10 protein-coding genes are annotated in these 11223 nt (G+C 55.0%); 5 read left to right on the forward strand and 5 right to left on the reverse strand.

Annotation, left to right across the window (positions count from 1 at the left end):
- The first annotated feature begins 21 nt into the window (after positions 1-21).
- The 4 genes from purB (at position 22) to QMZ65_RS11315 (ending at position 4928) form a co-directional block, all read left to right on the forward strand.
- Positions 22-1392 carry an adenylosuccinate lyase gene (gene purB, locus QMZ65_RS11300; RefSeq protein WP_097119194.1) on the forward strand — a complete coding sequence of 457 codons (1371 nt, stop codon included), beginning with the start codon at positions 22-24 and terminating at the stop codon, positions 1390-1392.
- 224 nt (positions 1393-1616) lie between these two features.
- On the forward strand, positions 1617-2285 hold the full coding sequence (gene phoP / locus QMZ65_RS11305) for a two-component system response regulator PhoP (RefSeq protein WP_034822036.1): 669 nt from the start codon (positions 1617-1619) through the stop codon (positions 2283-2285).
- A 3-nt stretch (positions 2286-2288) separates the two neighbouring features.
- Entirely contained in the window at positions 2289-3749 is a 1461-nt protein-coding gene (phoQ, locus tag QMZ65_RS11310) for a two-component system sensor histidine kinase PhoQ (RefSeq protein ID WP_058962308.1), read from the forward strand.
- Between the two features lie 57 nt (positions 3750-3806).
- A complete protein-coding gene (locus QMZ65_RS11315; protein ID WP_283215998.1) occupies positions 3807-4928 on the forward strand; it encodes a ribosomal protein uL16 3-hydroxylase in 1122 nt (373 codons plus the stop codon).
- Between the two features lie 132 nt (positions 4929-5060).
- Here the strand turns inward: QMZ65_RS11315 and pepT are convergent, their stop codons facing one another.
- The 5 genes from pepT to lolC all read right to left on the reverse strand — a co-directional run bounded on the left by pepT (position 5061) and on the right by lolC (position 10527).
- Positions 5061-6287: a peptidase T gene (pepT, locus tag QMZ65_RS11320; protein ID WP_045813882.1), complete on the reverse strand. Its 1227-nt coding sequence runs from the start codon at positions 6285-6287 to the stop codon at positions 5061-5063.
- A 119-nt stretch (positions 6288-6406) separates the two neighbouring features.
- Positions 6407-7240, reverse strand: coding sequence for a Sir2 family NAD+-dependent deacetylase (gene cobB, locus QMZ65_RS11325; protein ID WP_034822045.1), 834 nt, complete (start codon positions 7238-7240; stop codon positions 6407-6409).
- Between the two features lie 149 nt (positions 7241-7389).
- Positions 7390-8634 (reverse strand): lipoprotein-releasing ABC transporter permease subunit LolE, encoded by a 1245-nt coding sequence (gene lolE, locus QMZ65_RS11330; protein ID WP_283003484.1) that lies wholly within the window; start codon positions 8632-8634, stop codon positions 7390-7392.
- Positions 8634-9335, reverse strand: a complete 702-nt coding sequence (lolD, locus tag QMZ65_RS11335) for a lipoprotein-releasing ABC transporter ATP-binding protein LolD (RefSeq protein ID WP_034822051.1) — start codon at positions 9333-9335, stop codon at positions 8634-8636. Before lolD ends, lolE begins: the two co-directional genes overlap by 1 nt.
- On the reverse strand, positions 9328-10527 hold the full coding sequence (lolC, locus tag QMZ65_RS11340; RefSeq protein ID WP_283215999.1) for a lipoprotein-releasing ABC transporter permease subunit LolC: 1200 nt from the start codon (positions 10525-10527) through the stop codon (positions 9328-9330). Before lolC ends, lolD begins: the two co-directional genes overlap by 8 nt.
- Positions 10528-10924: 397 nt before the next feature.
- Here lolC and QMZ65_RS11345 point away from each other — a divergent pair, with 397 nt between their 5' ends.
- Positions 10925-11134, forward strand: a complete 210-nt coding sequence (locus QMZ65_RS11345; RefSeq protein WP_034822057.1) for a hypothetical protein — start codon at positions 10925-10927, stop codon at positions 11132-11134.
- The last annotated feature ends 89 nt before the right edge of the window (positions 11135-11223 follow it).

An 11223-nucleotide genomic window follows, 5' to 3' on the forward strand; every position in this document is an offset into this window, starting at 1 on the left:
AACGATTCAGGAGTTGCACTGATGGAATTATCCTCTCTGACCGCCGTCTCACCTGTCGATGGCCGTTATGGCGATAAAGTCAGCCCGCTGCGCGCCATTTTCAGCGAATACGGTTTGCTGAAATTCCGCGTTGAGGTTGAAGTTCGCTGGTTACAGAAACTGGCTACGACCGCAGAGATCAAGGAAGTTCCTGCATTTGATGCTGACGCAAACGCTTTCCTTGATGCCATTGTCGCCAATTTCAGCGAAGAAGACGCGGCGCGCATTAAAACCATCGAACGCACCACCAACCACGACGTTAAAGCGGTTGAGTACTTCCTGAAAGAGAAAGTGGCCGATATCCCTGCGCTGCATGCGGTATCCGAGTTCATCCACTTCGCCTGTACTTCTGAAGATATTAACAACCTTTCTCACGCGCTGATGCTGGAAACCGCTCGCCGTGATGTCATCGTGCCTTTCTGGAACAAAATCATCGATGCGGTGAAAGGTCTGGCGCAGGAGTATCGCGATATCCCGCTGCTGTCGCGTACTCACGGCCAGCCTGCTACGCCATCCACTATGGGTAAAGAGATGGCTAACGTCGCTTACCGTATGGAACGTCAGCTGCGTCAGTTGAGCAAAATCGAAGTGCTGGGCAAAATCAACGGCGCGGTCGGCAACTACAACGCCCACATCGCTGCGTATCCGGAAGTGGACTGGCATCAGCTGAGCGAGCAGTTTGTCACCTCACTGGGTGTTACCTGGAACCCGTACACCACTCAGATCGAACCGCATGATTACATTGCGGAACTGTTCGATTGCATCGCGCGTTTCAACACCATCCTGATCGACTTTGACCGTGATATCTGGGGTTACGTAGCTCTCAATCACTTCAAGCAGAAAACCATCGCGGGCGAAATTGGTTCTTCCACCATGCCGCATAAAGTGAACCCAATTGACTTCGAAAACTCAGAAGGCAACCTCGGTCTGGCGAATGCGGTGATGCAGCACCTGGCGAGCAAACTGCCGGTTTCCCGCTGGCAGCGCGATCTCACCGACTCTACCGTACTGCGTAACCTCGGCGTCGGCGTGGGCTATGCGCTGATCGCTTATCAGGCGACGTTGAAAGGTATCTCTAAACTGGAAGTGAACCGCGATCGTCTGCTGGACGAACTGGATCACAACTGGGAAGTGCTGGCCGAGCCGATCCAGACCGTGATGCGCCGCTACGGTATCGAGAAGCCATACGAAAAGCTGAAAGAGCTGACGCGTGGCAAACGTGTAGATGCAGCCGGTATGCAGGCCTTCATCGACAGTCTTGAACTGCCGGAAGAAGAGAAAGTGCGTCTTAAGCAGATGACACCGGCCAACTATCTCGGCCGCGCCATTCAGATGGTTGATGATTTAAAATAATCATGAAGGGTGTGCCTGTGCGCACACCCTACCCTTTCCCTCAGACAGTCGAGCACCAGCAAATCGGCAAGTACATCAATCCTTTGTTGCCTGCGTCCGGAATGAATGCTCACCGCTTTTTGCTGCTGTCGTTCAAACGATGACAATCAAGTGTTGTTCTCTTGTTTAGCTCGCTTAACATATACTCTTGCCATCATCACTGAGTTTGAAGGTAAGGAAATTCTATGCGTGTTCTGGTTGTGGAAGATAATGCACTGCTGCGTCATCATCTCGCCGTGCAGTTACGTGAAATGGGTCATCAGGTGGATGCTGCCGAAGATGCCAAAGAAGCCGACTATTTCCTGCAGGAACACATTCCCGACATTGCGCTGGTCGATTTAGGCTTGCCTGATGAAGATGGCATGTCGTTGATTCGTCGCTGGCGCGGTGATGCTGTGCGTCAACCGATTCTGGTGTTGACGGCACGTGAAGGCTGGCAGGCTAAAGTGGAAGCACTCGAAGCCGGTGCCGATGACTACGTCACCAAACCTTTCCATATCGAAGAAGTCGCTGCACGTTTGCAGGCGCTGATGCGTCGCAACAGTGGACACGCTTCGCAGATCATTGCGATGCCGCCGTTCCAGGTTGATCTGTCACGTCGCGAAGTCACCGTCAATGATGCACCGGTCAAACTCACCGCCTTTGAGTACACCATTGTAGAAACCTTGATCCGCAACGCCGGAAAAGTGGTCAGCAAAGATTCGCTGATGCTGCAACTCTATCCCGATGCCGAACTGCGCGAGAGCCACACCATTGATGTTTTGATGGGGCGCCTGCGTAAAAAGATTCTTGCGCTCCATCCGACCGAAGTGATTAACACCGTGCGCGGCCAGGGCTATCGCTTTGATCTCTGATTTATGAATTGGCTGAATCGCTTACGTCCTTTCTCATTACGCGCCCGGTTTTTACTGGCGACTGCCGCTATTGTCCTGTTTCTGTCGCTCTCCTACGGCATGGTTGCCGTAGTCGGCTATGTGGTGAGTTTCGATAAAAACACCTATCGCGTGATGCGCGGCGAGAGCAACCTGTTCTTCACTCTGGCGCAATGGCAAAACAATAAGCTGACCATTGCCCAGCCAGAGCGTATGACGCTCAATTTCCCGACGCTGGTGTTCATCTACGATGAACACGGCAAGTTGCTGTGGCAGCAGCGTGATGTGCCTGACATCCGCAAAAACATTCGGCGTGAGTGGCTGCTCAAGCCCGATTTTTATGAAATTGACACCACAAATCGCACCAGTCTGGCCGCCATCGGCAACAACTCCGAGGTCAAAGAGCGGTTACATCAACTGGACAGCGACAACAACGACACCTTTACCCACTCGGTCGCCGTCAACCGTTACGATGCCACCACCAACTTACCGGCACTGACCATCGTCGTGGTGGATTCCATCCCTCAGGAACTGCAGCACTCGGATGTGGTGTGGTCATGGTTTAGCTATGTGCTGGCAGCAAACCTGCTATTAGTGATTCCCCTGCTGTGGCTGGCCGCGCACTGGAGCCTGCGCCCTATTGGTGACTTAACCGCGCAGGTGCGTGAACTGGAAACGGGTCATCGCGAGAATCTGGATGACAATCCACCGCAGGAGTTGCGCAGCCTGGTGCGAAATCTCAACCTGCTGCTGACCAATGAGCGCCAGCGCTACACGCGTTATCGCACCACCCTGTCTGATTTAACGCACAGCCTGAAAACCCCGCTGGCGGTGTTGCAGAGTACCTTGCGCTCCCTGCGCAGCGGCAAGGAGCTCACCGTGGAGCAGGCCGAGCCGGTGATGCTGGAGCAGATTAGCCGTATTTCACAACAAATTGGCTACTACCTGCATCGAGCCAGTATGCAAGCCGATCATAATCCGCTGCAGCGCGATCTGCATTCGGTGTCGGCACTACTGGATAGCCTTTGCTCGGCGCTGAATAAGGTTTATCAGCGCAAAGGTGTCGAAATCACCCTGGATATCTCCCCCGAGTTGACCTTTATCGGCGACCAAAATGACTTTATGGAAGTGCTGGGCAATGTGCTGGATAACGCCTGCAAATACTGCCTGGAATTTATTGAGGTCAGCGCACGACAAACCGACAAGGCACTGCATCTGTTTATTGATGATGACGGCCCCGGCATTCCTGAAAGCAAACGCGATCTGATCTTCGTGCGCGGTCAGCGTGCCGATACGTTACGTCCCGGCCAGGGCCTTGGCTTAGCCGTGGTCCGCGACATCCTCGAACAATACGCCGGTAAGGTGATCGCCAGCACCAGCCCACTAGGCGGTGCCCGCATGGAAGTGATTTTCCAGCGTCAGGAAGTTGAACATCACCGCGAGTAGAAAGGCCTGCGGGCTGTTATACTTGCCTGCATTCATGGCCCTAACCGGAACACTCGTATGGACTATCAGCTCGATATTAACTGGCCCGACTTTATTCAGCGCTACTGGCAAAAACGTCCGGTGGTGCTCAAGCGTGGTTTTAAAAACTTCATTGATCCCATTTCTCCTGATGAGCTGGCGGGTCTGGCGATGGAAAACGAGGTGGACAGCCGCCTGGTGAGCCATAACAACGGCAAATGGCAGGTTAGCCATGGTCCGTTTGAAAGCTATGATCATCTCGGCGAGAGCAACTGGTCGCTGTTGGTGCAGGCGGTTAATCACTGGCATGAACCTTCTGCTGCCCTGATGCGCCCGTTCCGCTTCCTGCCTGACTGGCGCATTGACGATCTGATGATCTCTTTTGCCGTTCCGGGCGGCGGCGTAGGCCCGCACTTCGACCAGTATGATGTGTTTATCATTCAGGGCACCGGCCGTCGTCGCTGGCGCGTAGGCGAAAAAGTGCCGATGAAACAGCACTGCCCGCATCCCGATTTGCTGCAGGTTGAGCCGTTTGACGCCATCATCGATGAAGAGATGGAACCCGGCGACATTCTGTACATTCCACCAGGATTCCCGCATGAAGGCTATTCGCTGGAAAATGCCATCAACTATTCGGTCGGTTTCCGTGCACCTAACGGTCGTGAATTGATCAGTGGCTTCGCTGATTACATGCTGGCGCACGAATTAGGCAGCTATCGTTTCAGCGATCCGGATGTGCCGTCGCGTCATTGCCCGTCACAGATTTTGCCTTCTGAAGTGGAAGGAATTCGTCAGGTAATGCTGGATGTCATTAATCAGCCAGAACAGTTTAATCAGTGGTTTGGTGAGTTTATCTCACAGACACGTCACGAACTGGATATCGCACCTCCTGAGCCGCCGTATCAGCCTGATGAGATTTACGATGCGCTGCAGCAAGGCGATGCGCTGACACGTCTTGGTGGCCTGCGCGTGTTAACGCTGGGCGATGCGGTGTTTGTGAATGGCGAGCGCGTGGCGTGCAGCCACCCGGAAGTGCTGGCGGCACTGGCACACAATCAGGTGTTAACGCTGGAAGATTTCGGCGATGCGCTGGACGATCCGTCGCTGCTGGCTCAGCTTGCGGCGCTGGTGAACAGCGGCTACTGGTTCTTTGGTGAGTAATCTGTTGCGCTAAAATCGCGCCTCTTTATCACGGCGCGATTTACCACAGGTTTTAGCCGCGACAGAGACGCTGTTGACTGCGCCGCCACGTAAGATGTTGATAAAAGGCCTGCTTAGCAGGCCTTTTTCATATTATTTCTTCTCTGCTGCCAGCGCAGATAAGCGCACAATCACATCCACCGCCTGCGACATTACATTTAATGACGCGAACTCGTGTTTACCATGGTAGTTATAGCCGCCGGTGAACAGGTTCGGACACGGCAAACCTTTCCACGATAGCGCAGAACCGTCGGTGCCACCGCGAATCGGCTTCACCACTGGCTCGATACCGCAATCACGAATGGCCTGCAGCGCCAGCTCAATAATCTGCGGATGTGGCTCAACTTTCTCACGCATATTGCGGTAGCTGTCGCTAATCTCTACTTTCACTGAGCATTCAGCCTGCAGCCCCTTCCCAACGCGCGCAGCAATCTCTTCCAGCAGCTGTTTACGCTGTTCATAACTGTCGGCGTCGAAATCACGAATCAAATACATTAACTCGGCATGCTCAACCGTGCCTTTGATGGTATGCAGATGGAAAAAGCCTTCATAACCGTCGGTGAACTGCGGTTTTTCTTTGGCGGGCAGCTCGGCGTGGAAACGCATTGCCAGATCCAGTGCATTCACCATGACGTTTTTCGCACTGCCGGGGTGCACGTTATTGCCGGTGATTTTCACCATCGCGGTAGCCGCATTGAAGTTTTCAAATTCAAATTCGCCGAGGTCGCTGCCATCAATGGTATACGCCCAGTCCGCTGCAAAACCTTCAACATCGAAATGAGAGGTGCCGCGACCAATCTCTTCATCAGGGGTAAACGCCACACGAATCGCACCGTGCGGAATATCCTCTTTCACCAGACGCGCCATCGCCGTCATGATTTCAGCGATACCCGCTTTATCATCTGCGCCCAGCAAGGTTTTGCCATCGGTGGTGATCAGGGTATGGCCAATCAATTTGTGAAGAATCGGGAACATCACCGGCGAGAGGATTTCATCGCCATTGCCCAGCGCAATATCGCCGCCACGGTAGTTTTCGATAATCTGCGGATTGACGTTTTTAGCGGTGAAATCCGGTGACGTATCCATATGCGAGATAAAGCCGATCACCGGGGTCGGCCAGTCAACGTTGGCGGGCAAAGTGCCCATCACGCAGCAGTGATCGCTCAGGGACACATCAACAAATCCCAGTGCAATCAGCTCTTCCTGTAACTGACGCGCCAGCGTCCACTGCCCTTCACTGCTGGGCACCTGACGCGCCTGCGGTTTTGACTGAGTTTCTACGGCCACATAACTGAGAAAACGCTCAAGTAATTGATCCATTTGTCATCCCTCTAAAGAACCTGCGTTATTATCATGGCGCGTGAGGCGCGCCATGTTGCGTCAAATCATTATCCTTCAGGTTAGCGTTCTCAGCGCAAAGTGCTTAACCAGATATCGTCTTACTTATACAGCCCGCGTAGAAAGGTATGCACAAAATCCGGTACCACCTCACTGGCCAAGCCGTACTGGCTTTCCGCGAACTCATTGCCCACCTGACTCGGCTCCAGATTAAGCTCAACGGTATGCGCACCCTGCAGTTTTGCTTCATGCACAAAGCCGGCGGCGGGATAGACATGCCCGGAGGTGCCAATGGCGATAAACAGATTGGCTTTCTCGATCGCCTGATAAATCTCTTCCATGCCGAGCGGCATTTCTCCAAACCACACCACATGCGGACGGAGTCGGGCCGGGAACTGGCAGCAGGTGCAACGATCGTCCGGCTTAACATCTTCCGTCCAATCCAGCACCTGACCACTGCTTTCACAGCGCACTTTTAGCAATTCACCGTGCATATGCAACACGCGCTGACTGCCTGCCCGCTCATGGAGATTATCGATGTTCTGCGTCACCAACAGGAAGTTGTCGCCCAGCACCTGTTCAAGTTCGGCCAGCGCTTTGTGCGCGGCATTTGGCTGAATCTCCGGCTGTTGCAACTGACGGCGGCGCGCATTGTAGAATCCTTGCACCAGATCGGGATTACGATGAAATCCTTCTGGTGTGGCAACATCTTCAACCCGATGCTCTTCCCATAATCCGTCGGCAGCGCGGAAGGTTTGAATGCCTGACTCGGCGGAGATGCCAGCGCCGGTCAGTACCACGACGCGCGGTTGCGGGTGCGCAGCCAGTTCAGCTTTGCGATCGCGTTCAAAGATGCGCTGGCGAAAGCGCTGATGCACTTTGCGGCGATTTTTCTTGTCGCGGGCGAGTCGTAGGCGGCGGCGCGGTATGCGCATAAAAGCTCCTTATGCTGCGGTGGTTGTCACCGCATGTCGGGTGTTTGGCTCGGGATAATGGTTCCCGATAATAGCGGCTGCGCATGACGGCTGCATGCCACAGACGCTGAAAATGTGCGCAGCCGCGAAGGCGGCTGCGTTTTTTATCATTACTGTCCGCTCAGTACGCGAGCCGGATCGATTCGACTGGCACGCCGCGCCGGATACCAGCTGGCAATCAGGCTGAGCAGGATGGCGGTCACCAGCACCGAAATCACATCAATCCAGTGCAGCTCCGATGGCAGGAAATCAATGAAGTAGATATCCCCCGCCAGCAACTGATGACCGGTAAGGTGCTCCAGCCCACGCACGATCGGCGTCAGGTTGAGCGCCACCAGCACGCCCACCACCACGCCGCTGATGCTGCCGAGCAATCCGGCCAGTAAGCCATACCAGATAAAAATGGCGCGGATCAGGCCATCTTTGGCGCCCAGCGTGCGCAGCACCGCAATATCACTGCTCTTGTCTTTCACCGCCATTACCAGCGTCGAGACGATATTAAAACAGGCTACGCCAATCACCAGCACCATCGCCAGATACATAATCGCGCGGATCATCTGGATATCGCGGTACATGTAACCGTAGGTGCCAATCCAGCTCTTGATATAGACATAGGAATGCGTGGCTTCACCCGCATCGCGCACCAGTTTTTGCGCCTGGAAGGGATCGCTCATCTTCAGCGCGATGCCACTGACGCTGTCGCCCATATCAAGATATTTTTGCGCATCCGCCAGCGGCACCAGCGCCAGGCTATGATCCAGCATGCCGCTGAGTTGCAGAATGCCTGATACCTGCAGACGAATACGTTTCGGTTGCAGCAGCTTATTTTCACCGTCATTGTTCGGGATCATGATGGTGATCCAATCGCCCTGCTTCACGTTAAGCGATTCCGCAATGCCGCCACCGAGGATGATCTGCTGTTTATCCGCGCCAAACTGCTGCCACGCATCGCCATCGACAAAACTCGGCAAGGCGCTTAGCCGCGATTCCTGTTGCGGATCGACACCCTTCACCTGCAACGCCTGCATCTTCGCGCCGCTCTCAATCAAGCCGGTGAAGTTAACATAAGGCGCCGCTGCCGCGATACCCGGCACCTTTTCAATCGGTGCGATCATCGGCTGCCAGTTGCGGAAAGGCTGATTCACCGGCTCGATTTCACCGTGCGGCACCACGGCCAGAATGCGCTTGTTCAGCTCGCGTTCAAAACCGTTCATCGCGCTCAGGCCAATGATCAACACGGCAACACCCAGGGCGATGCCGATGGTCGAGATGATGGAGATCAGTGAGACCATGCCACCACGCCGCCGACCGCGACTGAAGCGCAGGCCAAGCAGCAGGGATAATGACGAACCCATCAGATGGCTCCCAGCGTCAGATGCTCGCTCAGCTGACCGTCGCGCATCTCCATCTGGCGATTCAGACGTTTAGCCAGATTCAGATCGTGCGTCACCACCAGAAATGCGGTGCCCTGCTGCTGATTCAGCTCGCCCAGCAGTTTGAAAATCGCATCGGCATTACGCGCGTCCAGGTTACCGGTCGGTTCATCCGCCATCACCAGGCGCGGACGGTTCACCAGCGCACGCGCGATTGCGACACGCTGACGCTCACCGCCTGACAGCTCAGAAGGACGATGCGCAGCGCGTTTTTCCAGTCCGACCGCTGCCAGCATTTCCAGCGCGCGCGAGGCGGCCTCCGCTTTTGCGGTTTTGCCGATCAGCAATGGCATCGCCACGTTCTCCAGTGCCGTGAAGTCTGGCAATAGATGGTGGAACTGATAGATAAAGCCCAGCTCGCGGTTGCGCAGTTCGGCTTTGGCAGCAGAAGACATCGCATTCAGTGATTTGCCGTCGAACACCACGTCACCCGAAGTGGGCGCATCGAGGCCGCCGAGCAGATGCAGTAAGGTACTTTTACCCGAGCCGGAGCTACCAACGATGGCCGTCAGTTCGCCTGGCTGCAGGCTAAAAGCCACATTGCGCAGCACATCGGTCTGCACGCTGCCTTCCTGATAGCGTTTGCACAGGTCACGACACTGCAACAAAGGGGTATTACTCATAACGTAAAGCCTCAGCGGGTTGAACGGCGGCAGCGCGCCATGACGGATAAAGGGTTGAGAGCAGCGCGACGATCATCGAGACCAGCGCAATCGTGACCACCTGCCAGACGTTGATATCAACCGGCAACGCCGCGCCATCCAGGAACAGGCCAATCACTGGCATCAAATTATTCAGCTGGCTGGCGAGCAGCACGCCGAGCAGCGTACCGAGCAAGGTGCCGATAATGCCGGCACTGGCGCCCTGGACCATAAACACCGCGACGATCTGTCGGCGGGTTAAGCCCTGCGTTTGCAGAATCGCCACTTCGCCCTGCTTTTCCATGATCAGCAGGCCGAGTGAAGTAATGATGTTAAACGCCGCCACCGCGATGATCAGACTCAGCAGCAGCCCCATCATGTTTTTTTCCATGCGTACCGCCTGGAACAGATCGCCTTTGCGCTCGCGCCAGTCTTTCAGCGTCAGGCCATCCGGCAGGTGCTGTTCACTGAAGGCATCCACATTCAGCGGTTTATCCAGCCACAAACGCCAGCCGGTGATGTTACCCAGCGGATAGCGCATCACGCGGGAGGCATCCTGCTGATTCACCAGAATCTGATAGGCATCGACTTCGCTGTTGGCAGCATAGGTGCCTGCGACGGTGAAGATACGCTGGCTCGGCAAGCGGCCCACCGGCGTAAACTGGCTCACCGTCGGCACCATCAGACGCAGCTGGTCGCCACGTTTAACGCCCAACTGAGACGCCAACTGTTCACCGAGAATCACATTGTATTGGCCCGGTTGCAGCACGTTCTGTTGCGTGTTCACAAGATAAGGGGTGAGCGGGTCTTGTTCGTCCGGGTTGATGCCCAGCATCACGCCCACTGAGACATTGCGCGCGCTTTGCAGCACCACATCAGCGGTCGTCAGCGGGGCCACACGCGTGACGCCCTGTAGTTTGAGGCTCTCCGCCGTCACCTGTTGTGGATTGATGCTGCCTTTGTCGCTGGTGACCAACCCTTGCGGCATCAGGCCGAGGATGTTGCCCTCCAGCTCACGCTCGAAGCCGTTCATCACCGACAGTACGGTGACCAGCGCCAGCACGCCCAGCGTGATACCGATGGTGGAAAGCCAGGAGACGAAGCGACCGAAGCGGTCTGAGGCACGTCCACGCATGTAGCGCAAACCGATGAATAACGCGACTGGTTGATACATGAGATCCGTCTTGGCAGTTGCCTGAAAATAAGTAGTGGGATGATAAAGGAGCAGCCCTGTTTATGAAACCTCTAACCCTCTGAGTCTATGGCAAAGTTGCATCCAAATACGTCGCAATCTGCGTCAATGCATAAAATTGCGACAAAATAATGATACTTGTTGTGCGTTTATTAGGCATACCCTGCGGTAGACTTCTCCATGTAGCACAAATTTATGTCCAGCCGGCACCGCAGTATGCCCGTTTAATCAGCACCGCAGTCAGCCCAAAGATTTCGTGCTGTGGCAAGGCGGCAAGCCTGCTAATCCCCAGGAGCTTACATCAGTAAGTGACTGGGGTTAGCAGGCGCAGCCAACGCCGCCACGGTGCGAAAGATGCCGGGCGAAAAGGAGTATACCCATGTTCAGATTTCCGAAGGGCAGTATCGTGAAACACAAATCGGGAGAAATCAGAGGCGAGATCGTCAACGTCTTTGAACAGGGAGATGCGGCAACCGGCTATTACGTGAAGTGGGACGACGGCAATCACAGCTATCATCTGGAAAAAGAGCTGTCCTGGGCTAACGTCGATCGTCCGCGCATGCACTACACACAGCAATCAAGTAAGTGACCGGGATTCGCAGACGCAGCCAACGCGGCCACAGCGCGAAGTATGAAGGGCGATGAGAAATAGCACCGCGACAGATGATCCTGGGGGCG

Source organism: Pantoea sp. EABMAA-21 (assembly GCF_030053335.1).
GTDB classification, from domain to species: domain Bacteria; phylum Pseudomonadota; class Gammaproteobacteria; order Enterobacterales; family Enterobacteriaceae; genus Pantoea; species Pantoea communis.

Bases quoted from the DNA above. Each gene is read 5' to 3' on its own strand.
- purB (WP_097119194.1), top strand. From the start codon at position 22: ATGGAATTATCCTCTCTGACCGCCGTCTCACCTGTCGATGGCCGTTAT.
- phoP (WP_034822036.1), top strand. From the start codon at position 1,617: ATGCGTGTTCTGGTTGTGGAAGATAATGCACTGCTGCGTCATCATCTC.
- phoQ (WP_058962308.1), top strand. From the start codon at position 2,289: ATGAATTGGCTGAATCGCTTACGTCCTTTCTCATTACGCGCCCGGTTT.
- QMZ65_RS11315 (WP_283215998.1), top strand. From the start codon at position 3,807: ATGGACTATCAGCTCGATATTAACTGGCCCGACTTTATTCAGCGCTAC.
- pepT (WP_045813882.1), bottom strand. From the start codon at position 6,287: ATGGATCAATTACTTGAGCGTTTTCTCAGTTATGTGGCCGTAGAAACT.
- cobB (WP_034822045.1), bottom strand. From the start codon at position 7,240: ATGCGCATACCGCGCCGCCGCCTACGACTCGCCCGCGACAAGAAAAAT.
- lolE (WP_283003484.1), bottom strand. From the start codon at position 8,634: ATGGGTTCGTCATTATCCCTGCTGCTTGGCCTGCGCTTCAGTCGCGGT.
- lolD (WP_034822051.1), bottom strand. From the start codon at position 9,335: ATGAGTAATACCCCTTTGTTGCAGTGTCGTGACCTGTGCAAACGCTAT.
- lolC (WP_283215999.1), bottom strand. From the start codon at position 10,527: ATGTATCAACCAGTCGCGTTATTCATCGGTTTGCGCTACATGCGTGGA.
- QMZ65_RS11345 (WP_034822057.1), top strand. From the start codon at position 10,925: ATGTTCAGATTTCCGAAGGGCAGTATCGTGAAACACAAATCGGGAGAA.